Source organism: Chelativorans sp. YIM 93263 (genome assembly GCF_028767125.1).
In the GTDB taxonomy this organism is placed as follows: Bacteria; Pseudomonadota; Alphaproteobacteria; order Rhizobiales; family Rhizobiaceae; genus Chelativorans.
The window spans coordinates 95,174-118,346 of sequence record NZ_JAKCWP010000004.1 but is presented as its reverse complement, the minus strand read 5'-3'; the positions used below and the strand labels follow the sequence as shown (position 1 = coordinate 118,346).

The following is a 23,173-nucleotide window of genomic DNA, read 5'->3' as shown; positions in this document are numbered from 1 at the left end:
AGGAGACGCCGGTGCCGCGAATGCGCGCCGATGCCCGCAGAAACGAGGAAGCGCTTTTGGAAGCAGCGAAGATTGTGTTCGCCCGCTCAGGGGTTGATGCGCCGATCCGGGAGATCGCGAAACAAGCCGGTGTCGGACTGGGTACGCTCTACCGCCGTTTCCCGACCCGGGCCGACCTGGTGGCGGCGGTGTTCCGTCGCGAGGTCGATGCCTGTGCCGATGCGGCTAAACCGCTTGCCGCCGAGCGGAGCCCAACGGAGGCCCTGGCGGCCTGGCTGATGCTCTACACGCGCTTCCTGGCCACCAAACAGGGGTTGGCCGCCGCGCTCCATTCTGGCGATCCGGCATTCGCCACCTTGCCGGACCATTTCAGAAGCCGGTTCGAGCCCGCCTTGTCGATGCTGCTGAATGCCGCTGCCGATGCGGGTGACATCCGTGACGACGTTGCTGCCTATGATCTGCTGCGCGCGATCGGCAATCTCGCCGTGGCGTCCGGGGACGATGGGGCGGCACACATCGAACAAATGGTCATGCTGCTGCTGGATGGCCTGCGCTACGGCGCGGCCACGCCAAAATAGCCGGGATTGCTACGAGGGCGTGCGCGAGCACCATTCCAAAAGCGGTCTGAGCGTTCCTCACCCCGCAGCGCTGCGTCAGCCGATGACCTTTGTATGTGGTCTGTCGCCGGCCCGCGAGAGTTCCGCGTGCCAGTGGCCAGTCGCGTCCTCCCAGACGATGCCCGTGGTCTCGCCCGGCCGCAACTGCTTGCAGGCCGCCCGCCGCGCCGCGCCGAAGGCCGCATCATGGCTGGGAAAGGTCTCGGAATACGTACCGTCCACCCGATAAGCCCAGCCGCCGTCGTGCTCGACAATCCGATATTTTACATCGCTCATTTCATCGCTCCTGCCGTTTGAATGTTCCTACTTGTTGCTCTCGCTCCCGAGATGGCTGGAAAGGAAGGTGCGCAGAGCCGCGCAGATGCGCCGTCGTCCTCCCATCACGGACGCAGCACGTCCTGCCATTCCGGATGGCGTTCGATCTGCGCCTTCGCGAATGGGCAGAGCGGCATGATGACAATGCCGTCGCGCCGCGCATCCTCGATCGCCTGGCGCACCAGGCGCTCCCCGACCTTGCGGCCGCGCAAGGCGGCAGGTACTTCCGTGTGGTCGATGATGATCCGGCCGTCGCCGGCCCGGCTATAGGTCATCTCGGCTTCGACCCCGTCGATCACCAGCCGGTAGCGTCCCTTCGACGCGCCATCCTCCCGCTCGACCGTCTCGTCGCCGGTCGAGGCCGCGGGCCTGGCCGTTTCGGCGTCGGGCCGGCGGACCTGCCGCGGCGCTCCATGCGCGCATTCCAAGAGATCGCGGTCCCAACCGCCCAGATCGGCGGCGGCCTCGTAGGTAGATACGAGAAAGGCCATCAGGGCTTCGTCGGGATCGGCGGCCGACCGCACGGCATCGTAGGGGAGGATGAATTCCGAGAGGCCCTCGTGCCAGAACGCAGCATCGGGCCGGACCGACGCGGCGCGGTAACCGCCAGGTGCCGGATAGGCGTAGGCATAGAAGGCGGGATAGTCGATGCCGCCGCCGCCCGGCCAGAAGCCCACTGACGAGACCTCGCGGTCATAGGCCTCCTGCGCCACGTCGTCCGGCAGTGCCGGGACGCCGCCGGGATGAAGCGGCGCGCGCCGTCCGGAAAAGCGCGTGAGGGCGAGGTCGAAGCTGCCCCAGAACAGATGAACGGGGCTGGACTTGCCGAGGAAGGAGGTGCGGAACCGGTTGAAGACCTTGTCGACCGCGATCAGAGCCTGATGGAAGCGCTGAACGGCTTCGCGGTCATAGGGCCGGTCGCGATCATCCTCGGCGAAGGGAACCGGGAATGGCACCTCGTTCGGGCTGCCGTTGAAGGTGGGAGTGCCGCCGAGTTCGGAAATCAGTTGCACGAAGCTCGCGTGGAATGTCGCGACGGTCATCGGCCCGAGATCGAAAGATTTCCTACGACCGTCGCCGCAGGTGCCGACGACCTTGTGCTCGCGCAGATCAAACAGGATCTCGATGCCTGGCCCGTCCGGGATGGGCGAGGAGGCCAGGCCGTTCGGCGTCACGTAGAAGGTCGCGTGCCACGAATGGTTGAGCCAGGGCGTGTGCGCGAGCCGGTATTTGCCGGCGATCTGTAGATAGAGATGCAGCGCCGAACACGTTTCGCGCCAGCTGAGGTAATCAAATTGGGGCCACTTGTTCATTGCTGGTTCTCCACGCTGGTTCCGGTCATTCCGGAAGGGGGATGTGCTCGCTGCGGTCGTCGACGGGCAGATCGAAGCGTCCCTTGCCCCAGTTCGCGGCACGCCATTCCGTCTTGGCGAGTTCGATACGTTCTCGCGACGAGGCGACGAAGTTCCACCAGATGTAACGCGGTCCGTTGAAGGTCGCGCCGCCGAGGATCATCAATCGCGCCCCCCGCTGCCCGGCGGCCACCGTAATGCGGTCGCCCGGCCGAAACACCATCATCTGCGACGCCTCGAATTCCTGTCCGGCGACCGAGATCGAGCCTTCGACGATGTAGATGCCGCGGTCCTCGTGATCGTCCGGCATCGGCAGCCGGCTTCCCGGCTCGAGCTTCACATCGGCGTAGAATGTCTCGGAAAGCATCGTCGCGGGCGCGGTCTTGCCATAGGCGTTCCCGAGAATGAGCCGAACCGAGACGCCGCGATCCTGGACGACGGGCAGGGTGTCCTTGCCGTGATGCTCGAAGCTGGGCGCCACGTCCTCGTGGCTGTCCGGCAGGGCCAACCAGGTCTGGATGCCGAACAGGCTATTCGGGCCGCTCCGCGCAGCCGCCGACGTGCGTTCCGAATGGGTAACGCCGCGCCCGGCGACCATCCAGTTCAGCGCGCCGGGGCGGATGATCTGGTCGGCGCCGGTGCTGTCGCGGTGATGGAAGTCGCCCTGGAACAGGTAGGTGACCGTGCCGAGGCCGATATGCGGATGCGGCCGGACGTCGACGCCCTGCCCGGTCAGCAACTCTGCCGGCCCTGCCTGGTCGAAGAAGATGAACGGCCCGACCATTTGCCGCTTCGGTGCCGGCAGGGCGCGCCGGACCTGGAAATCGCCGAGGTCGCGGGAACGCGGGACGATCAGGGTCTCGATTGCGTGTATGCCGACCTCGTCGGGACAACCGGGTTCGAGTGCTGGGTTCCAACTCATGTGCATCATCCTCTGTCGTCGGATCGCCTGATCCTGCCGAGCGATCGTCGTAGCCGGCGGCCGAAACGCCCCCCGCATCGGCAACTTCCACGAACGTCCAAAAGTATTCAGTGTCTATTCGGCTCCCCGTTTCGCAACACAGCTTGGCAGGATCAGGCCGTACCGTATCACCGATGGAGATGTCAGTTTCCGCACTCGCCGGGCAGCCCGGCACTCACTCGTTTCCGGCAGCAGATAGGCGAATGCCGTCGTACCCTTTCCAAGAAACCTAACGAACTCAAGTCTTCGCGCAGCGACGAGCCTGATTCGGAGCAAGAACGGCACCAGAGTGGCACGACCTGCACCGCAGTGCCCGAGAGCCTTTGGTAGTTTCAAGCACCCAATGAGCGCTTCCCTCAAGACCTAGGAGATTGGAATGACTTTTCGCAACGGCCTTGCCTCGCTTCTTCGCCCCGAGGATTCGGTCCTCGTTCTGATTGACCACCAGCCCTACCAGCTCGCGAACCTGAACAGCCACGACCCGCAGGCGGTGGTGAACAACACGACCGCGCTCGCCAAGGTCGCCAAGGTGTTCGGCGTGCCCACGATCCTGACCAGCGTAGTTGCCGCCCGGGGCGGTGACATCTTTCCGCATGTCACCGAGGTGTTCCCCGACCAGGAGGTGATCGACCGCACGACGATCAACACCTGGGAGGATCCGAAGGTTGTGGATGCGGTCAAGGCGGCGGGGCGCAAGCAACTGATCATCGCCGGTCTGTGGACCGAGATCTGCGTGGCGATGCCGGCAATCCAGGCGGCGGGCGAAGGCTGGGACGTGACCGTGATCACCGACGCGTCCGGCGGCACGTCGGTCGAGGCCCACGAGGTCGCGATCCAGCGCATGATCGCGGGCGGCATCAACATGATGACGTGGCTGGCCCTCGCTTCCGAATGGCAACGCGATTGGGCCCGGGCCGAGACCGCGACCGAATTGAACGACGCCCTCAAGTACCACATCGGCGGCAGCGCCATCGCCTATCTGTGGGAACAGCAACTGCTCAACACGCCGGTGCCGAGCTCGGCGGGTTGATTCGAGCAGGGATAGCGAGGCGGCCCAGAAAGGTCCAAGCCTCGTCATCCATGTCGCCGCCCAGAACTACACAATGGAGGCACGGATGGATTTCGAGAAGCTCATGCAGGCCAATCTCGACCTGGTGTTCGGCGAGCGCGACCCTACATGGCGCATCGCGGCGATCCGGACCATCTACCATGAGGACGCGGAGCTTCACGAACCCCAGCATTCGGTGCGTGGGTACCTCCGCGCCCGCGATTATTCTTGCCGCTGCGGCGGCCCGTACCAACATCCTATTGGAGAATAAAGTCATGAAAGTTGTAATGATTCTGACGTCGCATGACCAGCTCGGCGACACCGGCCGCAAGACCGGTTTCTGGCTCGAAGAGCTGGCCGCGCCTTATTATGTGTTCAAGGAAGCTGGCTACGAGATCACGCTCGCGTCGCCGGACGGCGGCCAGCCGCCGCTTGATCCCAAAAGCAACGAGCCCGACTTCCAGACCGAGGACACGCGCCGCTTCGAGGCCGACGCCGAGGCGCGAGAAGCGCTGGCGAATACCGTGAAGCTCGCCGACATATCCCAGGCTGATTTTGATACGGTCTTTTATCCAGGCGGCCACGGCCCGATGTGGGATCTCGCCGAAAGCCCGGTCTCGGCGGCGCTGATCGAAAGCTTCCTTGCCGCGGACAAGCCGGTCGCGCTGGTGTGCCACGCGCCGGGCGTGCTCCGTCACGTTAAGACGCCGAACGGCCGTCCGCTCGTCGAAGGAAAGAAGGTCACCGGCTTCACCAACAGCGAGGAGGCCGCCGTCGGCCTGACGGAAGTCGTGCCGTTCCTCGTCGAGGACGAGTTGCAGGCCAAGGGCGGCATCTATTCGAAGGGTCCTGACTGGGGTCCGTACTTCGTACAGGATGGCCTGCTGATCACCGGCCAGAACCCGGCCTCGTCCGCCGGCGCCGCCCGGCGCCTGGTCGAGGAACTCGGAGCGTCGGCATGAGCGCCTACGTGGTCTTCGTCCGTGACACGGTTTCCGACGAGCAGGCGCTCGATCGCTACCGCGAGCGGACGCCGGCCGCGCGCGACGCGCATCCGCTAGAACCGCTCGCCTTCTACGGCCCTCACGAGGTGCTCGAGGGCGAGCCGGTCGACGGGGTCGCGATCTTGCGCTTCCCCACGATGGAGAAAAAGCATGAAGGTATTCATCGTTGGTATCGGCAGCGGCGTCGGCCGTCTTGTCCGGGAGCAACTCGCCGCGGCGGGCGACGAACCCACCGGTCTTGTACGTCAGCAGCGTCAGGTCGAGGCGCTGGCGTCCCTCGGCATCAAGGCCAAGTTCGGCGACCTCGTCGCGATGTCGGTCGATGAGCTCGCCGACGCGGTGCGCGGCGCCGACGCGGTCGTCTTCAGCGCCGGCGCCGGCGGCAAGGACGGCGACGATGCGACGACCCGCATCGATGGCGATGGACCGGGCAAGCTCGCAGAGGCGGCAGCGCTCGCCGGCGTGCGACGGTTCATACTCGTCTCCGTCTTCCCCGAAGCTTGGCGCGAGCGGCGCATGGACGCTTCGTTCGAGCACTACATGGTTCAGAAGAAGCGGGCGGAAATCGCGCTCGTTCAGACAGATCTCGACTGGCTGATCGTGCGCCCCTCTGCGCTTCTCAACGGTCCGGGGACGGGTCGGGTCGATCTCGGTCTCGCCAAGGTCCACGAGGAGATCACGCGCGACGACGTCGCAACCACGGTCGTCGCGCTGCTCAAATCGCCCGACCTGAGCCGCCTGATCCTGGAGGTGACCGGCGGCGACGTACCCATCGCCGAGGCGGTAGCGGCTGTCCGAGAAGCCACTGCGCCGTCCGGCTCCGAGCAAGCGTGACACGTCAATGCGCGCTCACCACACAGGGCACTCCCGTCGATCGGTGATCGCGATGCTGGCAGGAACGGCGATGATCGCCGTTATGGCGGGGCCTTGATATGGCGCAGGTGAGAGCTCCGCGGCCGAGGCTTGAACCTGTAGAGGTGTTGGTGAAGGTCACTGCAGCGCTATAGAGCAGACGGGATCGCGGACCGCTCGTCTATGGTCGGATGGGCTCAACCGCATGTGCCTGAGAAAACCCGTGCGGGGACCTGATTCCAAGAGTCCGCAGCCTCCAGCGCAATATACGTGATCGGAAGGTTCGTCTGACCGTTCATGATCACCGCACGTTCCGTCGAAACCAACAACTAGAGAGTTCAGGCTGTGCCGAAAGGATCGGACCTTATTGTCGCCGCGCTGGAGAACGAGGGCGTGGACCGCGTCTTCGGTGTGCCGGGCGAGGAGAACCTCGACCTGCTGGAGTCGCTGCGGACCTCCAGCATCGAACTGGTCCTGACGCGTCACGAACAGGCCGCGGCCTTCATGGCCGCCACGCATGGGCGGCTAACGGGCAAGCCCGGCGTCTGCCTCGCCACGCTCGGACCGGGCGCGCTGAACTTCTCGACCGGCGCGGCCTACGCTCACCTCGGCGCCATGCCGATGATCCTCATTACCGGCCAGAAGCCGGTGATGAGCGCCAAACAGGCCCGCTTCCAGATCGTCGACATCGTCGCCTCGATGAAACCGCTGACCAAGATGACGCGTCAGATCGTCAGCGCCGGCGCCATCCCCGCGACGGTGCGGGACGCGTTTCGCGTCGCGATGGAGGAGCGGCCGGGACCGGTGCATCTGGAGTTGCCGGAGGACGTCGCGGCCGAGGAGATCGAGAATGCCTCGGTCATTCCGCGCCACTCGTTGGAGCGCTCCGTTCCCCATGCCACCGCGCTCGACAGGGGCGCGGAGATGATCCTCGGCGCCAAGCGGCCGCTCGTGATGATCGGCGCGGCAGGCAACCGGCCTGCGCTGGTCGAGGCGCTTTCGAGCTTCGTGAGGCGCACGAGGCTGCCGTTCTTCAATACCCAGTTGGGCAAGGGCGCGGTCACCGGCGGCTCGAATCTCTATATGGGAACCGCAGCGCTCTCGGAGGGCGACTACGTCCACGAGGCCGTCGAGCGCGCCGACCTGATCATCGCCATCGGCCACGACACGGTCGAGAAGCCGCCCTTCCTGATGAAGAGCGCCGGTGGCCCAAGGGTCATCCATGTCGGCTACCAGTCGGCCACTGTCGAGCAGGTCTACCACCCGGATATCGAGGTGATCGGTGACATCGGTGCCGCCGTCGAGGCGCTTGCCGCACGGCTCGAAGGAAGGCTGACGCCCGACGAGGGAATGCTCGATCTGCGCCAGCGTATCCTCGCCCGCATCAACGATCGCGCCGAAGAAGAGCGTTTCCCGGTCACACCCCAGCGCATTGTCCACGATGTCCGCAAGGTGATGCCGGAAGACGGCATCGTCTGCCTCGACAACGGCATGTACAAGATCTGGTTCGCCCGCAACTACCGCACCCATGTCGCCAACACGCTGCTGCTCGACAATGCGCTCGCGACGATGGGCGCCGGCCTGCCCTCGGCGATGATGGCGGCAATGCTCCATCCGGAACGCCGCGTCATGGCGGTCTGCGGCGATGGGGGCTTCATGATGAACTCGCAGGAGATGGAGACCGCCGTGCGGCTCGGGCTGAACCTCGTCGTGGTCATCCTGAACGACAGCGCGTATGGCATGATCCGTTGGAAGCAGGCGGTCGACGGTTTTCCGGATTTCGGCATGAGCTTCGGTAATCCCGACTTCGTGCGCTATGCCGAGGCGTATGGCGCGACGGGTTCCCGGGTGAGCGCGGTCGAGGATTTCGTGCCGACGCTCGAGGCGGCGTTCGCCGGCGGCGGTGTCCATCTGGTCGATGTGCCGATCGACTATTCCGAGAATACCCGTGTGCTCGTCGAAGAGTTGCGCAACCGCACGCCCGACGTGGATTGCACGTGAGCACCTGTCGCGGCAAGCGCCCGAAAACGCAAGGAGACCGACAATGCTAAAGGTCGTGCAAGCCTTCGATCGCGTGGCTATCGCAGAGATCGAGACCGACGACGCCGCGGCGCTGGAGCGCAAGCTGCAGGCGGCCGAGCAGGTCTTCAGGGATCGCGACGGCTGGCTGAAGCCTCACCGGCGCATCGCCATCCTGCGCAGGCTGGCCACGCTGATGGAAGGCAGGCGCGATCATCTCGCCATGCAGATCGCGCGCGAGGGCGGCAAGCCGCTGCCCGATGCCATCGTCGAGACCAATCGCGCCATCGATGGGGTCCACAACGCTGCCGACGAACTGCGCAATTTCGCCGGCCGCGAGATCCCGATGGGACTGTCGACCGCAGCCGAGAACCGCTGGGCGTTCACCACGAAGGAACCCATCGGCGTCATCGCGGCGATCTCCGCCTTCAACCATCCTTTGAACCTGATCGTCCATCAGATCGCGCCGGCCATCGCGGTGGGCTGCCCGGTCATCATCAAGCCGGCAGCCACGACACCGCTGTCATGTCTTGAATTCGTGGCGCTGGTCCGCGAGGCGGGTCTGCTCGAGCCGTGGTGCCAGACCTTCGTCACGGACGACAACGCTCTGGCCGAAAAGCTGGCGACCGACGGCCGCGTCGCCTTCCTCAGCTTCATCGGGTCGGCCAAGGTCGGCTGGTCGCTGCACGCCAAGCTCGCCCCCGGCACGCGTTCGGCACTGGAACATGGCGGGGCCGCACCGGCCATCGTCGACCGCAGCGCCGATCTGGGCAAGGTCATCGAGCCCATCGTCAAGGGCGGCTACTACCATGCCGGGCAGGTCTGCGTGTCGACGCAGCGCATCTTCGTCCATGCCGACATCGCCGAGGATTTCACGCAGAGGCTCGTCGCCCGCGTGGAAAGACTGCGCACCGCCGATCCCACTCTGAAGGACACCGAAGTCGGACCGCTGATCCTGCCGCGCGAGGCCGACCGGGTTGGACAGTGGATTGCGGATGCGGTCGAGGGCGGGGCCACGCTGGCCACCGGCGGCAAGCGCCTCTCCGAGACGACCCTTGAGCCGGCGGTTCTGCTCGACCCCGCTGCCGATGCGAAACTATCGACGCTGGAGGTGTTCGGCCCCGTGGTCGCGGTCTACCGCTACCGCGATCTGGACGGGACGATCGCCCAGGCCAACGCGCTGCCGACGGCCTTCCAGGCGAGCATCTTCGCACAGGACATAGACGTCGCGCTATGCGCTGCCGAACGCCTCGATGCCTCGGCCGTGATGATCAACGATCCCACCGCCTTCCGAACCGACTGGATGCCCTTCGCCGGCCGCAGGGAATCCGGCTACGGCACCGGCGGCATCCCCTACACGATGCGCGACATGACGCAGGAGAAGATGATCCTGATGCGCAGGAGCTGATCGTCAGCGGCCGTCGGTCGAGGCGATCGCCAAGCCTGCCCGCGGTCGCGGAAACCCTTGGAAGCAGGTTAGTCCAATTCGGCCCCAACAGGACTGCTCGTGCAAAGGGACTACCTATTCATAGAGAGTCTTCGCTGAATCCATTCAGCTGATTCAGTGACGTCTGCAGCAACCAGTTCATGATCGGCTGAGAGCTCCAGACTGTCGACGCGCGCTCCTTGAACCATAAGCGCGTACGCCAGCGCCGGCGCATTGCGAGCAAAGGCATCATCACGTCCGGTTAGCGCCAGTACGCTCGTGTCCGAGAGATCCACGACCGGTGGTTTCTCCAGGGTCTGGATGCCGCGCAGCAGAATCGCGCGGCGCACGACGCCAGAATGAAGTTGGATGACCGCCGCCAGCATGTTGGCGCCGTTGGAATAGCCGAGGAAGACAAGTTTGTCGGGGTCGAGGCCATAGCCGGTTACGGCGCCTTCGGCAAACGCCGCGAAGGCTTCGGCTTCGCCACGGATATCCTGCTGATCGAACGTCGTTGCATCGACGCGGCGGAACCAGCGATTGGCTCCTTCCTCGGTCGCTCGGCCACGCACGCCGAGCAGCATCGAATGCGGGGCTATGCGTCGTGCGATCGGCATCAGATCGGCTTCGTTGCCGCCGGTGCCATGCAGCAGCACCAAGGTCGTGCCGTCCGGATTCTGCGGCCGGTTGAAACGATGAATGAAAGGGAGGTCGCGGGCCGGAAATCTCTCTTCGCCGGGAAGGGCGAATTGCGGAAGTATTGCCCTCAGATCCTCTGCGCGATCGGCATCATGCGGCGGCAGAAACAGTGTCTGGCCAAGCTCGGCAGGCGCTTCGTCAATGGTCATGCCCGGCCCATCGGTCGCGTATTCCATCAGTATGCCGGCGGGATCGCGAACGTAGAGCGACACGAAGTACTTTCGATCATGAACCTCGGTTGACCCGTGGCCCTTCAGCGAAAGCCGCATGGAGCGGAGCTCATCGATGTCGCGCGCCCGAAAAGCGACATGGTCGGGCACCCCGCCGCCGGACACGGAAGGCACGAAACCAGACACCTCCCTGACATCGACGATGTCGGTTTCGGAACCCATGCGCTGTGTCACGCCTGACCGCCGGTATTCCGTGTACCCGAAACGTACCAGAAAGCTTGCGGTCTCTACCGCCTTGTCTGTCAGGAGCGTGACGCCCCGCAGCCTGGTGGGCGCGTTCGGAAGTGGGGCCGGCGTTGCCATCTCCACTCCGACCAGCTTCACGATCAGCCCGTCCGGATCCTTCAGCCGGAGGACCGGCTCCCCGAACTCGCGAGATGGACCCTCGAGCGGAATGTTGGCGGCGAGCGCCTTGGTAATCCAATCACCGAGCGAAGCTGGTGGCACCGCCAACGCCACTTCCGATACCTGGCCGATGCCCGTACGGCCGCGGCCCGCCGCCTCCCAGACAAGGAACGTCAGCAACGAACCGGGACTGCCGAGGCCGTCTCCATAGACAAGATGCAACTGCTCGGCGTCCGCGTAGCCTCCGGTGCGCTTCACAAGCCTTAGCCCGAGAAAGCCGACGTAGAAGTCGACGTTGGCCTGCACATTGGAGGTGATGCCGGTGACGTGGTGTATGCCGCTGGTCATTCCCGTGATGCCTTCCGCGCCTGGTTTCCCCTTATGCTTATGAACCTTCAGACGGGTTTTCGCATCGGCCCGGCGAGATCAAAATTGCGGGTCCACCGCGTCAAGCGCCGCGCAGACGCCGGCGCCGAAATCCGGATGGACCTGGCGGAAAAGTTCGATCTGGCGTTCGATGATGAATTCGGGAACGCCGCGCATCGCGGCGGCGATGTTGGCGAACAGCCTGGCCTTCTGAGCGTCGTCGAACAGCAGGAACAACGCGCGAGGCTGGCTGTAGTCATCGTTTCCGTCCCGGTGATCGAACCGGGCAGCCGGACCGTCTATCTGGAGCGGTGGTTCGATGAACGATCGGTCCTCCACCGGGCCGCCGAAGCTGTTCGGCTCGTAATAGGCATCGGCATTGGGCATGTGGCCGAAGAAGCGCATCGCCCCGTCCTTGTGATAATGATGCACTGGGCACCGAGGCCGGTTGACCGGCAGCGCCTCGTAGTGCGTGCCCAGCCTGTAGCGGTGGGCATCCGCATAGGCGAAGATCCTCCCCTGCAGCATCCTGTCCGGTGAATGGCCGATGCCGCGCACGACGTTCGACGGGCTGAAGGCCAACTGCTCGATCTCGGCAAAGTAATTGTCCGGATTGCGGTTGAGTTCAAGCACGCCGATCTCGATCGGTGGAAAATCGGCATGGGGCCAGACCTTCGTGACGTCGAACGGGTCGAAGGGCAATTCGCCCGCCTGCGCTTCCGTCATGACCTGAACTTGCACGATCCATCGAGGGTAGCTTCCTTCCTCGATCGCGCCGAACAGTGCCTCCTGATAGCCTTCGCGGGTTCGTCCCACGACCTCTTCCGCCTCGGCGTTCGTGTAGTGGCTATGCCCCTGACACGTCTTGAAGTGGAACTTGACCCAGACCCGCTCGCCCCTGTCGTTCCACAGGCTGTAGGTGTGGCTGCCGTATCCGTTCATATGCATCGGGCTGGCAGGGAGGCCGCGGTCGGAGAAGAGGATCGTCATTTGATGCAGGCTCTCCGGCGACAGGGACCAGAAGTCCCACATCGCGGTCGCCGATCGCAGATTGGTGCGCGGGTGGCGCTTCTGCGTGTGGATGAAATCGGGGAACTTGAGCGGATCACGCACGAAGAAGACCGGCGTGTTGTTGCCCACCAGATCCCAATTGCCTTCTTCCGTATAGAATTTAAGCGCGAAGCCACGAACGTCCCGCTCATGATCGGCCGCCCCCATTTCTCCCGCAACCGTCGAGAAACGCGCAATCATGGGAGTCTCGGCGCCGGGCTGCAGCACCTTGGCGCAGGTCAGATGCGATATGTCGCCCGTTATCCTGAACAGCCCGTGTGCGCCCCAACCCTTGGCGTGGACGACGCGCTCGGGAATCCTCTCGCGATTCTGATGAGCCAGCTTCTCGATCAGCTGCCAGTCCTGCATGAGAACCGGTCCGCGATCGCCCGCGGTGAGGCTGTTCTGGTTGTCGGAAACGGGGGTGCCGGCGGTCGTTGTCAGGCGCAGGTTCTGATCGTCGTGCGGGGGCATGGTCGTCGGTCTCTTCCTCATGGTTCAGTCTTTTCCGGACGATCAGGGGCTGGTCCGTGACCCCGTCGCTCGGCAGCGAGGCGCCGAACGGTGTACAGGAAAGAACCCTAGAGAGAAGCTGCAGCAGCCGCGTCGCGATCCATGCTGTGAAGATGCCGATCTTGCGCTTTGATTTGTGGAGGCCTAACGCAGCAGCCAGCGGGCTGGTCAGCAGGCCTTGATTGCTGCATCCATAGCAATGGCCAGCCTGTCGAGGTCAGAATTCGTGAAGGTTTTCCTCCGGATGATCATGCGCCCATAGAGCGCGGAAAAGAGCAGATCCATCGCGAGTTCCCTGTCGAGGTGCTCGTGGAGTTCATTCCGGGCGATTGCGCGGTCCAGCAGTTGATTTCCGAACTGTCTCCGTGCCACTGCTATGTCATGCAGAATCGCCGACAGTTCATTCGAACGTGAACGTTGTGCAATCAGATCAGGGATTATCCGGCGCACAAGAGGATGTCGCAGAACCGTGCGCGTGGCTCTAAGGTATGCAAGGATATCTGCCTGTAGAGACCCCTGGTCGGCGAAACCCAACCGCATGAACGCGACGCTCTGTATCGCGTCGCACGCGAACTCAAGTTTCGACGGCCATCGCCGATAGATGGCGGCCTTGCCCGCGCCTGCCCGATCCGCCACCCGCTCCAGGCTCATTCCCGTGTAGCCGGTCTGCGCCCACTCCTCGAAAAGCGCCCTGTACAGGGCTGTCGTCAGTTCAGGTCGCATGACAGCCGCCCCGCTCGGTTTCCGTCCTTTTTTGCGGTCGATACTCTTGCGTTCCATCCAAAAATCCTCCACTGTGGATGGAACGGTAGCGTTTCAACCAGTGAGTGAGAAGAGGTTGAAACGGGCTTCAACGGGTATTTGTGATTGGCTGCGGGTGGCTTGAGACGAGGATCGCGGCGGTGCCTTTCGCACGCCACCGGTTTGACACTCGCGCCCGATCGATCTGCGAAGCGCGAAGGGGCCGCCGGCTCAGCCCGATCAGCGATAGCATTGGAGACACAGCATGAGCGTGCCTGCCTATAGCTCTTTTGCCCAATGGTACAGCGACGGTCACCTGGCGAGCTATGTGCGCACGAAGAAGTCGGCAGGTGGTATCATTCATCTGCTTGAAGCTGCGCAGCCGGCCGGGGACATGTCCGACCCCGCCGTCCCGGATATCGTCCTCTATCAAGATTTGCATGGTGGCAGCCGCGTCAGCGGCGATATGGGAGGGGGGCGTTTCGATGCGAGGAGCGAAAAGGGCGGCTTTTTTCTCTCCGCTCCGAGGTTCGCAAATACGGTCATTGTTGACGCCGCTCATGAGCTTCGCAGCTTATCGTTTCCGTTGGCGCAGTGGCAGTCCATTCTGGATGAAGCCGCCGAGGGGCGGTTCCCTGTCGACTACCAGAAACTATGTATGGGGACCTTCGCCTCGCCCTCTATCCGATCGGCAATCCGGAACCTGTGGGTCTTGTGCGATGAGGAGGGCGCGCCGTCGCGGCTGCTGGCGCAGGCTGCGGGTTGCGAGATCCTGGCCGAGCTCTGCCGATTGGGCGGGGCGCCATTCGCGCAGGTCAAGGGCGGCCTCGCCCCTTGGGCAGAGAGGCGCAGCGTGGAACTGCTGAGGGCGCGGTTTTCAGAAGACATAAGCCTCGACGAACTGGCAGCTGAGGCGCGGCTGTCGCCATTCCATTTCGCACGCATGTTCAAGCAGAGCCTCGGCGTGCCGCCCCGGGTCTATCTGACACGACTGAGAGTGGAGAGAGCCTGCGAACTCCTCGAGACGACGGAGCTTCCGGTCACCGAGATCGCCCAGGAGGTGGGATATTCGTCCAACCAGGTGCTGGCCCGTGTTTTCATCAAGCACCAACACATGAGCCCGACCGATTATCGCCGGGCAGTGCGCGATCCGCTACGTGTCATCGCGTTGCAGTGATTGGTCACGGGCGGCGCCCTGCAGGCGAAGGCTTGCCAAGGAACTACCGCGTCAGGCGCGCCAGCCAATCGGTGAGGAGCGCGGCACTGGCTAGTTCAAGCCGGCTGGCATGCCGCCCGGCATCGCGGCGTAGCGTGACGGGGTCGATGCCTGCCGTGGCCAGTTCATTTGCATGCCCCAGAAGCCAGTGCTCGAACCGCGCGCCAAGAACCTCCGGGTGGAACTGGAGGCCGAGCACATTCTGTCCACGCGAGAAGGCCTGGTTTGTGCAGAGCGCGGTGGATGCGAGCAGAGTGCCGCCTTCCGGCAGATCGAACGTGTCGCCATGCCAGTGGAGCACGGGCACATCCTGCAGCACGGCGAGAGGATTGGGCGCGGCCGTATCCGACAGATCGAGTGCCGACCAGCCGATCTCCTTGGCCGGACCCGGATAGACACGCGCGCCGAGGGCCGCCGCCATCAGTTGCGCGCCGAGACATATGCCAAGTGTCGGCCGGTCGGCTGCGAGCCGCGCCCGCAGCAGGTCTATCTCGTCGGTGACGACCGGATAGGCGTCGTGCTCGTACACGCCGATCGGACCGCCCAGGACCACGAGGAGATCGGCGGCGAGAGGGTCGAGCCCTGCCGGATCGCGCTCGGCCACATCGATGTATTCGATGTCGTAGCCGGCCTCCCTCAAAGGGTCCGCAAAGCTTCCCAGGTCCTCAAAGCCTATGTGGCGAATGGCCTGTACGCTTTTCCGTGTCATTCCTTTCCTCCTGAAACACCAGTGGACCGCACCGCTCTTGCCGTCAGGATATGTTCGAGATCCTTCAGCGCGGCGGCCGCGGTGGCGAGAGGCTCGGTTCCGGATCCGATCGCGATCGTCTCGCCCATCGCGTCCGTGGTGATGCGGATCGCCTTGTTCTTTCCCGAGACATGCGCAAGCGGATCGGTCGCCGGGTAGGTCCGGACGCCGACGGCCGCCCGCGTCGCCGCATCCGTCCGGATGAGGCTCCCGACGAGCTTGGGAACGAGACGCTGCTTTCGCCACGTCTCGAGATCGTGCGCCACAACCGACTGAATGCCCTCGACGACCAGCTCGTCCATCGTCAGGTCCGCGTCCAGGCCGAAATTGGCGATGAGGATGAGCTTGCTGGCGGTGTCCCAGCCCTCGGTATCGTTGCGCGGGTCGGCTTCTGCGAAACCGCCCGCCTGGGCGCGCCTCAGCGCCTCGTCGAAGCCGAGGTTCCGGTTCATCATCGCGTCGAGCAGGTAGTTGGTGGTGGCGTTCAGAATGCCCTCGATTTCGAGCACTTCGCAGCCTTTCAGGCTGTGCTCGAGAAGGTCTATGGTCGGCAGCGCGGCGGCGGCGGCGCCGCTGAGTTTCAGCATCGCGCCCGAGGATCGCGCCAGGGCCAGCAACTCCGGTCCGCTGTGGACCAGCGCACCCTTGGATATCACGATCGCGTCGCGCCCCGCCGAGAGGGCGGAACGGATATAGGCGAGGCCGGGGCCGCCGGTGCGAAAGTCGCTCGGCCCCGCCTCGATGAGAATGTCGGCGCCGCTCGCCTCGATGAATGCCGGGCCCGACAGATCCGGCTCGAGCGCATCCAGGCGCTCCGCTTCGAGACCGCTTGCGTCGGCCAGTCCGGATCGCGAACCGCAGACCGCGACGAGGCGAATGTCGGCCCCATAGACCTGCCGGTAGCGCTCACGCCGGGCCAAAAGAAGGTTGGCCGTGGCGCGGCCCACGCCCCCGAAACCGGCAATCGCGATCCTGACGACATTCATAGTTTCAATGCCTTATCTTCGAGTGCCGAGCACGGATTGCCAACACTTCCAACAGCGCCGAACACACTCCCGGTGAAAGCCGACACTATCCGGCAGTGTATCCTCGCGCAGCGACGGCGAGCAGTGCGTGCACGAAGGCGCGCTTGCGGCGGCCGCAGACGGCGCGGCCGCCGGATTGCCTTCGGCGAAGCCGTCTCAGGCGCGGATGAAGGCCAGCATATCCGGGTTTACCACATCCGGATGCGTGGCGAACAAGCCGTGAGAAAGGCCGCGATAGGTCTTCAGCGTTCCGTCCCTGACGAGCTTGATCGCCTTGTGAGCAGAGTTCTCGATCGGCACGATCTGATCGTCCTCGCCGTGGATGATCAGCACGGGAACGGTGAGTGCCTTCAAATCTTCCGTGAAGTCGGTCTCCGAAAACACTTCGATGCAGTCATGGTGCGCCTTTGCGCCGCCACTCATGCCCTGGCGCCACCAATTGTCGATCAGGCCCTGGCTGACCTTCGCGCCCTCCCGGTTGAAGCCATAGAAGGGCCCGCTCGGCAGATCACGGTAAAACTGCGCGCGATTTGTCTCCAGGGCGGAACGCAACCCGTCGAAAACCTCCATGGGAACGCCGTCCGGGTTCGCTTCGGACTGAACCATCACCGGCGGGATCGCGGCGATCAGAATGGCCTTCGCCACCCGGCCACGCTCGGCGCGGGCCGCATAGCGGGCGACTTCGCCGCCGCCGGTCGAATGGCCGATATGGACGGCGTCGCGCAGGTCCAGTGCCTTGGCGAGTTCGGCCACGTCTGCCGCGTATGTGTCCATATCGTTGCCGGTGTCGGTCTGGTCGGACCGGCCATGGCCGCGGCGATCATGCGCGATCACGCGATAGCCATGCGAGAGGAAGAACAGCATCTGGTTGTCCCAGTCGTCGGCGCTGAGCGGCCAGCCATGGTGGAACATGATCGGCTGGGCGTCCTTCGGCCCCCAATTTTTGTAGAACAGGGTGGTGCCGTCTGATATGGTGATGGTTGCCATTGCATTTCTCCTTGGTGGTCGGTGGGGCTCTGCCGCGCGGGAATAGGGCCTCGCGGCGGTGGTATCGCCTCCGGCTTGAGAGGCTCGCGTCTGCTCGCACTCCACCTTGAACGCGAGCGGTTCATTGCTTCACGATTTGAAGCATAGCGAGCGGGCACACATTTCGCGGCGCAGAAGCTGCTTTCCAGGTGCCGATCTTGCGGGCAATCTCCTGCCGCGAAAAACAGGGTGCCAAGCGCAGGGCATGGGGCCCCGTCGGCCAGCGGGCGGCGTGAATAGGTCGTTTGATTGGGCGTTCTGTCGGTCAGGCCGGACGCAGCAGATGACGTACCAGTGGCGGCTGATCACCGACATGGAACGCGTTTATCATTTCCTGATCGAGCTGGTCGGTACGCGTTACCCGGCTGTGCTGGCGCTGATGCTCAATCCAGCTTTCGACGACGAAGCTTTCGACCACGCGCCCTTCCTCGGCCGCATCCTCCCATACATCCCAGCGGATCGCTCCGTCGCGCTGTCTTACAGAATGGAATTTGCGCAATGCAGCGACAAATTCGGCCAGGCGTGCAGGGTCTACGCGATATTCGATCTCGATAAGAACGGGACCGCGATCCCCTGCCGGCTGGACGGAGACGACCGGTTCCGCCCAATGGTTCGAGGGCGCCAGATCGCTGGCCGAATCCTGCGGCAGCCGCCAATAGAGAGCGAGGAGCAGCGCCACCGCTTGTCCGACGGCCGCGACCACCAGCGCCGTGGCGACGCTGGTGCTTGAAGCGAGCGAGCCCCACAGCACACTTCCGCCGGTCATCGCGCCCTGAAAGACCAGCAGGTAGACGGCCAGCGCTCGTGCCTTCACCCATCCCGGAGAGGCCATCTGGGCGGCGACGTTGAGCGATGTCAGCATGCCGATCCAGGCGAGGCCGGCCGCGAACAGGACGACACCGGCAATCCACGGATTGGAGACCAGAGCGAGCCCCAGCATCGCCAGCGCATAAAGCAGTGTGGCCGCGGCGGATATTGTGTTGGCGGAAACCGCTTTGCGCAATCGCTTCAGCAGGATCGCGCCCAGCACCGCCCCCGCGCCCATGCAGCCGAGAAGAACCCCGTAACCGGCCGCATCAAGCCCAAGCCCGCGCCGGGCAATCAACGGCAGCATCGCCCACAGTGCACTGGCGAACAGGAAGAAGGCCACCGCCCGTACCAGCACGAGACGCATCGCCGGTGAATGGCGCGTGTAGCGGTAACCGGCCTTCAATGCCCCGAAAAAATGTTCGGGCGGCAGGTTGTGAACGGCTTGGGGGCGTCGCCAGGTAAACAGGACGAACAGAACGGCCACCACCGACAGTGCATTGAGCGCGAACACGGCCGGCGTGCCCGCGATCGCGACGATGACCCCGCCGAGCGCCGGCCCGATTGCGCGCGAGATGTTGACGCCGAGGCTGTTCAGCGCGATGGCGTCCGGCAGTGCCTGCCTGTCCACCAGTTCAGGCACGATCGCCTGAAACACTGGCGCGCTGAGCGCCGCGGCGATCCCGAGCATGAACGTCCCGGCCAGCAAGACTTCTGGCGTAACGAGACCGTAGTACGTCAGGAGAGCCAGTATCGCCGCCGAAATCAAGCCGAGCATTTGCGCCGCCAGCAGCATCTTGCGCCGGTCGACGATGTCGGCAAGCGCCCCGGCGGGAAGGGCAAGCAGGAACATCGGCAGCGTCGTCGCCGCCTGAACCAAAGCAACCAGCAACGGGCTTGGCGACAGCGAGGTCATCAGCCAGCCAGCGCCGACATCGTGCATCCATGTGCCGACATTGGACACGATGGTCGCTATCCACAGTGCCCGGAAAACCGGGTAACTCAGTGGTCCGGATGTGTCAGCTGCAATCTCCTGCCGCCGTTCGCTCATGACCATTCCCTTCATCCACCCTTGGTGGTAAATCTCATCGGATTGTTCCTGTTCGGCGCGTGGCAGACGGCGCAGATCGCATTGGCGCGCGTCGAAGTGGCTACCGAGGTCAGACGGCCCAGCAACCGCATCCGAGGGCACCCCAGAAAGTGCGGGCGTCGGAGACTGGGAGCTGCGTACCGAGAGCGGCGGCATGGTCATGACCATGCACCGCGCAGAAACTGCTACAACCGCAATTCATCATCAGCTTGGTGCGGGCTTCCTTCGTTTGGTGGTAGCCACCGAACGTGGCGACCGGCGACCAGTCCGGCATGGCAGCGGGAAGATCCGGTGCAAGCCACTCGTATTCGCCGTCTCCATGCACGACCTTGCCGCCGAGAATGGTGAGGACCGATCGCAGGTGGACGATGTCGCTTTCCGGCACGGAAAAGTAATCGCCGGACAGCACGGCGAGGTCGGCGAGCTGTCCGGCCTTGATCTGGCCTTTCCTGCCTTCCTCATTGGAAAACCAGGTGTTCGCCTCGGTCCAGAGGCGCAGTGCTGTCTCGCGATCGAGGCGATTGTGCTGCGGATAGAGTGCGAGGCCTCCAACGGTTTTCGAAGTCACGAGCCACGACAGCGAAACCCACGGATTGTAGCTGGCGACGCGGGTGGCGTCAGTGCCGGCCCCCACCGGAACCCCCGCTTCCATGATCCGGCGGATCGGCGGCGTGCGCTCGGCGGCTTTCGCCCCGTAACGTTCGACGAAATACTCGCCCTGAAAAGCCATCCGGTGCTGTACCGCTATGCCGCCCCCGAGCGCGGCGATGCGGTCGATATTGCGGTCGCTGATCGTCTCGGCGTGGTCGAAGAACCAGTTGATCCCCTGCAGCGGAACGTCGTGGTTGACCTTCTCGAACACGTCGAGCGCACGATCGATCGTTTCGTCGTAAGTGGCGTGCAGCCGCCAGGGCCAACGGTTTTCTGCGAGGAGACGAATGACAGGTTCCAGATCGGCTTCCATATCCGGGGGCATGTCTGGACGCTCGACGCGGAAATCCTCGAAATCGGCTGCGGAATAGACGAGCATCTCGCCGGCGCCGTTGTGGCGGTAGACATCGTCTCCCTGCCCGGGCGAGACTTGGTTCACCCAGGACGAGAAGTCCGCAAGCTCCTCCTTGGGCTTCTGGGTAAACAGGTTGTAGCTGATGCGGACCGTCAGCTGGCCGTCGGCATGCAGCTTCTCTATGATCTCGTAGTCGTCGGGATACTTCTGGAAGCCCCCGCCGGCATCGATCACGCTGGTCACTCCGAGGCTGTTCAACTCGCGCATGAAATGGCGCGACGAATTGATCTGGTAGTCGGGATCCAGCTTCGGTCCCTTGGCCAGCGTCGAATACAGGATCGTTGCATTGGGCTGCGCCAACAGCAGGCCAGTGGGATTGCCGGCCCCATCCCTGACGATCTCGCCGCCGGGAGGATTGGGGGTGTTCTTCGTGTAGCCGACGACACGCAAGGCGGCCGCGTTGAGCAGGGCGCGATCGTACAGGTGCAAAATGAAGACGGGCGTATCGGGCGCGAGCGCATTGATTTCTTCGAGGGTCGGGAGCCGCTTTTCGGCGAACTGGTGTTCGGTGAAGCCGCCCACGACGCGAACCCATTGGGGCGCGGGGGTGCGGTCGACCTGCCGCTTGAGCATCGTCATTGCATCGGAAAGCGAGGGGACGCCGTCCCAGCGAAGCTCCATATTATAGTTCAGCCCGCCGCGGATCACATGGGTGTGGCTGTCGATCAGCCCTGGGATGAGCCGGCGCCCCTTCGCGTCGATCACCTCGGCGATTGGCGCGGAAGCGCGCACGTCGGCTTCGGGGCCAACGGCAATGAACCTGCCGTCTCGGATCGCTATCGCATCGGCCGAGGGGTTCTGCCGATCAAGAGTCGTCACCTTGGCGTTGACGACGATTAGATCTTTGGCGGTCATGGCTTTCTCCTTCGCAGCACATCGAATCCGCGAGCACGAGCCGCAGCCGCATCGCCGAAAAGCGTGACGGCGATGCGACGGCTAGCGTGGGGAACACGGGCTGCTCCCGGCAGGGCGGCTGGTCCAGCCCGATCACATCATTCAGGCCGCCGGCCTGGGCGCGACAACCGGGCCGTGTGCTACTCGTTCGGGAGCCTTGTGCACCATGGTGTAAGCATAGTCGGCGCCCATGCCGTAGGCCCCGGAATGCTCCCGCACGATGGCCATGACGGCGTCGTAGGTTTCGCGCCGAGCCCAGTCGCGTTGCCATTCGAGGAGGACCTGCTGCCAGGTCACCGGGACGATCCCGACCTGTACCATGCGGTCCATGGCGCGGTTGTGAGCGTCGACGGACGTTCCGCCCGAGGCGTCGGCCACCATGTAGATTTCATAGTCGGTGTTGGCGAGACAGGAGAGCGCGAAGGTCAGGTTGCAGACCTCGGTCCAGAGACCTGACACAACGATCTTCTTGCGCCCGTCGGCGGCATTGGCCGCCAAAGACTCACGGACCTTCAGATCATCCCAGGAGTTCATCGATGTACGCTCCAGGATGGGAGCCTCGGGAAACACCGAAAGCAGCTCGGGAAATGTCGGCCCCGAAAAGCTTTCGGTCTCAACCGTCGTGATCGTCGTAGGAATCCCGAAGGCCTTAGCCGCCTTGGCGAGGCCTACGACGTTGTTCTTCAGGGTCTGCCGATCGATGGACTGGACACCGAAGGCCATCTGCGGCTGCTGATCGATGAAGATAAGCTGGCTGTTCTGAGGGGTTAGGACTTCCAGTTTGTAGGACATTGGCTCTCGCTTTTGTGTGATGGGAGAACGGATTGGTGCGCCTCAGGCGACGTCGCCTTTCTTCGCTGCCTCGTCGGTGCCGTGATGAGCGAAGGATTTTTCGTGCAGGACCGCCTGGACGAGGTTCGTATGGCCCTTCAGCCACTGGACGCCGGCCTCGCCTGCGAGCCTTCCCAACAGACCAAGCAAGGCGATAATGGGTGGAGCCGGTGAACGGACCGACACCAGGCCGTAGACCACGCCGATCCCGAGACCGACGACCAGTGAAAGGATGTAAGGGTGAAGCTGGCCCATGGATCGATCTCCGGTGAGATACTTGAGGTCTAAGCTCTAGCCGGCACTGAAGGACTGGCGCGGGTTGCAAGCACCGCTGCCACAGAGGCATCGGGTGGCGCGCGGCTTACAAGCAGGTCGGCGTTAGGAGGTTTACTCTAATGCCCGTGCTTGATTGCTGCGGCGCAGAAACTGCTATGAAGGTGCCAATCTTGCGGGCTCTTGCCGACTTGAAGCGGCGGAGCCGCCCTGACCAGGATTTCCGATTCAGATCGCCGGGTCGACGGAAGCGATCCTAGTCGGTGATGGCGGTCACTCGCATTTCGAAGCGCATCGCGGGGAGCCCCAGCGCCTCGACGCCGAGCTGTGTCCAGATCGGCGCATGGTCCGGCATATGATGTCGGTACAGACGGACGATCGTCTCGTTGACGAGGGGCGGAAAGCCGCCGACATGGTAGGTGTTCACATGGACGACCTGACGCCAGGACGCGCCGGCCTGCGCCAGAACAAGGGCGATATTGTTGAACGCTGTGGCAATCTCGTCCTCGATCGCTTCTGGAATATCCAGATCGTGGTTCCATCCGCCCTGGCCGGATGTCTCCACGCGGTTTCCAATCCGTACGGCGGTCGAGAAGTGCAGGTTGTTGCGAAAGGTCTCGCCAAAACCCGGCGTGACGATGAATTCCGGCTTTTCCATC

At 63.8% G+C, this 23,173-nt stretch carries 22 protein-coding genes and 1 pseudogene; 9 read left to right on the top strand and 14 right to left on the bottom strand.

From position 1 onward, the window contains the following. Nucleotides 1-20 precede the first annotated feature (20 nt). The gene (locus tag LY631_RS10305; protein ID WP_274425486.1) at nucleotides 21-578 is read left to right on the top strand and encodes a TetR/AcrR family transcriptional regulator; all 558 of its coding nucleotides are present in this window, start codon (nucleotides 21-23) and stop codon (nucleotides 576-578) included. A gap of 75 nt (nucleotides 579-653) precedes the next feature. On the opposite strand, the gene LY631_RS10300 is transcribed toward LY631_RS10305, so the two are convergent. The 3 genes from LY631_RS10300 to LY631_RS10290 form a co-directional block, all read right to left on the bottom strand. Next, on the bottom strand, nucleotides 654-893 hold the full coding sequence (locus LY631_RS10300) for a DUF2188 domain-containing protein (RefSeq protein ID WP_274425218.1): 240 nt from the start codon (nucleotides 891-893) through the stop codon (nucleotides 654-656). A gap of 104 nt (nucleotides 894-997) precedes the next feature. Continuing rightward, nucleotides 998-2,245 carry a DUF5996 family protein gene (locus LY631_RS10295; RefSeq protein WP_274425217.1) on the bottom strand — a complete coding sequence of 416 codons (1,248 nt, stop codon included), beginning with the start codon at nucleotides 2,243-2,245 and terminating at the stop codon, nucleotides 998-1,000. Between the two features lie 25 nt (nucleotides 2,246-2,270). Continuing rightward, nucleotides 2,271-3,206, bottom strand: a complete 936-nt coding sequence (locus tag LY631_RS10290; RefSeq protein WP_274425216.1) for a pirin family protein — start codon at nucleotides 3,204-3,206, stop codon at nucleotides 2,271-2,273. A 415-nt stretch (nucleotides 3,207-3,621) separates the two neighbouring features. Here LY631_RS10290 and LY631_RS10285 point away from each other — a divergent pair, with 415 nt between their 5' ends. The 7 genes and pseudogenes from LY631_RS10285 to LY631_RS10260 all read left to right on the top strand — a co-directional run bounded on the left by LY631_RS10285 (nucleotide 3,622) and on the right by LY631_RS10260 (nucleotide 9,576). After that, nucleotides 3,622-4,275, top strand: a complete 654-nt coding sequence (locus tag LY631_RS10285) for a hydrolase (protein ID WP_274425215.1) — start codon at nucleotides 3,622-3,624, stop codon at nucleotides 4,273-4,275. Between the two features lie 85 nt (nucleotides 4,276-4,360). After that, a complete protein-coding gene (locus LY631_RS10280) occupies nucleotides 4,361-4,564 on the top strand; it encodes a hypothetical protein (protein WP_274425213.1) in 204 nt (67 codons plus the stop codon). 4 nt (nucleotides 4,565-4,568) lie between these two features. Further along, a complete protein-coding gene (locus tag LY631_RS10275) occupies nucleotides 4,569-5,255 on the top strand; it encodes a type 1 glutamine amidotransferase domain-containing protein (RefSeq protein WP_274425485.1) in 687 nt (228 codons plus the stop codon). Beyond that, nucleotides 5,252-5,389: pseudogene (locus LY631_RS20455) on the top strand (hypothetical protein); the annotation flags it as partial. The gene LY631_RS10275 and the pseudogene LY631_RS20455, both read left to right, overlap by 4 nt. A gap of 58 nt (nucleotides 5,390-5,447) precedes the next feature. After that, nucleotides 5,448-6,131 carry an NAD(P)H-binding protein gene (locus LY631_RS10270; RefSeq protein ID WP_274425212.1) on the top strand — a complete coding sequence of 228 codons (684 nt, stop codon included), beginning with the start codon at nucleotides 5,448-5,450 and terminating at the stop codon, nucleotides 6,129-6,131. Between the two features lie 363 nt (nucleotides 6,132-6,494). Further along, on the top strand, nucleotides 6,495-8,150 hold the full coding sequence (locus LY631_RS10265) for an acetolactate synthase large subunit (RefSeq protein ID WP_274425210.1): 1,656 nt from the start codon (nucleotides 6,495-6,497) through the stop codon (nucleotides 8,148-8,150). A 43-nt stretch (nucleotides 8,151-8,193) separates the two neighbouring features. Then, nucleotides 8,194-9,576: an aldehyde dehydrogenase family protein gene (locus LY631_RS10260; RefSeq protein ID WP_274425209.1), complete on the top strand. Its 1,383-nt coding sequence runs from the start codon at nucleotides 8,194-8,196 to the stop codon at nucleotides 9,574-9,576. 110 nt (nucleotides 9,577-9,686) lie between these two features. Here LY631_RS10260 and LY631_RS10255 read toward each other — a convergent pair whose 3' ends face one another. From LY631_RS10255 to LY631_RS10245, 3 genes are all read right to left on the bottom strand, one after another. Further along, on the bottom strand, nucleotides 9,687-11,216 hold the full coding sequence (locus LY631_RS10255) for a VOC family protein (protein WP_274425208.1): 1,530 nt from the start codon (nucleotides 11,214-11,216) through the stop codon (nucleotides 9,687-9,689). 78 nt (nucleotides 11,217-11,294) lie between these two features. Next, the gene (locus LY631_RS10250) at nucleotides 11,295-12,758 is read right to left on the bottom strand and encodes a catalase (RefSeq protein ID WP_274425484.1); all 1,464 of its coding nucleotides are present in this window, start codon (nucleotides 12,756-12,758) and stop codon (nucleotides 11,295-11,297) included. A gap of 207 nt (nucleotides 12,759-12,965) precedes the next feature. Further along, nucleotides 12,966-13,577 (bottom strand): TetR/AcrR family transcriptional regulator, encoded by a 612-nt coding sequence (locus tag LY631_RS10245; protein WP_274425207.1) that lies wholly within the window; start codon nucleotides 13,575-13,577, stop codon nucleotides 12,966-12,968. A 226-nt stretch (nucleotides 13,578-13,803) separates the two neighbouring features. On the opposite strand from LY631_RS10245, the gene LY631_RS10240 reads away from it, so the two are divergent. Beyond that, nucleotides 13,804-14,715, top strand: a complete 912-nt coding sequence (locus LY631_RS10240) for an AraC family transcriptional regulator (RefSeq protein ID WP_274425206.1) — start codon at nucleotides 13,804-13,806, stop codon at nucleotides 14,713-14,715. Nucleotides 14,716-14,758: 43 nt separating this feature from the next. Here the strand turns inward: LY631_RS10240 and LY631_RS10235 are convergent, their stop codons facing one another. The 8 genes from LY631_RS10235 to LY631_RS10200 all read right to left on the bottom strand — a co-directional run bounded on the left by LY631_RS10235 (nucleotide 14,759) and on the right by LY631_RS10200 (nucleotide 23,172). After that, nucleotides 14,759-15,463 carry a glutamine amidotransferase gene (locus LY631_RS10235; protein WP_274425205.1) on the bottom strand — a complete coding sequence of 235 codons (705 nt, stop codon included), beginning with the start codon at nucleotides 15,461-15,463 and terminating at the stop codon, nucleotides 14,759-14,761. Then, on the bottom strand, nucleotides 15,460-16,488 hold the full coding sequence (locus tag LY631_RS10230) for a homoserine dehydrogenase (RefSeq protein ID WP_274425204.1): 1,029 nt from the start codon (nucleotides 16,486-16,488) through the stop codon (nucleotides 15,460-15,462). Before LY631_RS10230 ends, LY631_RS10235 begins: the two co-directional genes overlap by 4 nt. A gap of 195 nt (nucleotides 16,489-16,683) precedes the next feature. Then, complete coding sequence (locus LY631_RS10225; RefSeq protein WP_274425203.1) at nucleotides 16,684-17,514, bottom strand: alpha/beta fold hydrolase; 831 nt, start codon at nucleotides 17,512-17,514, stop codon at nucleotides 16,684-16,686. A 304-nt stretch (nucleotides 17,515-17,818) separates the two neighbouring features. Continuing rightward, a complete protein-coding gene (locus tag LY631_RS10220) occupies nucleotides 17,819-19,411 on the bottom strand; it encodes an MFS transporter (protein ID WP_274425202.1) in 1,593 nt (530 codons plus the stop codon). A 109-nt stretch (nucleotides 19,412-19,520) separates the two neighbouring features. Further along, nucleotides 19,521-21,371 carry an amidohydrolase gene (locus LY631_RS10215; protein WP_274425201.1) on the bottom strand — a complete coding sequence of 617 codons (1,851 nt, stop codon included), beginning with the start codon at nucleotides 21,369-21,371 and terminating at the stop codon, nucleotides 19,521-19,523. Nucleotides 21,372-21,512: 141 nt separating this feature from the next. Continuing rightward, nucleotides 21,513-22,202: a hydrolase gene (locus LY631_RS10210; RefSeq protein WP_274425199.1), complete on the bottom strand. Its 690-nt coding sequence runs from the start codon at nucleotides 22,200-22,202 to the stop codon at nucleotides 21,513-21,515. 42 nt (nucleotides 22,203-22,244) lie between these two features. Then, nucleotides 22,245-22,496 carry a DUF1427 family protein gene (locus LY631_RS10205; RefSeq protein WP_274425198.1) on the bottom strand — a complete coding sequence of 84 codons (252 nt, stop codon included), beginning with the start codon at nucleotides 22,494-22,496 and terminating at the stop codon, nucleotides 22,245-22,247. A gap of 274 nt (nucleotides 22,497-22,770) precedes the next feature. Then, complete coding sequence (locus LY631_RS10200; RefSeq protein ID WP_274425197.1) at nucleotides 22,771-23,172, bottom strand: RidA family protein; 402 nt, start codon at nucleotides 23,170-23,172, stop codon at nucleotides 22,771-22,773. Nucleotide 23,173: the final 1 nt, after the last annotated feature.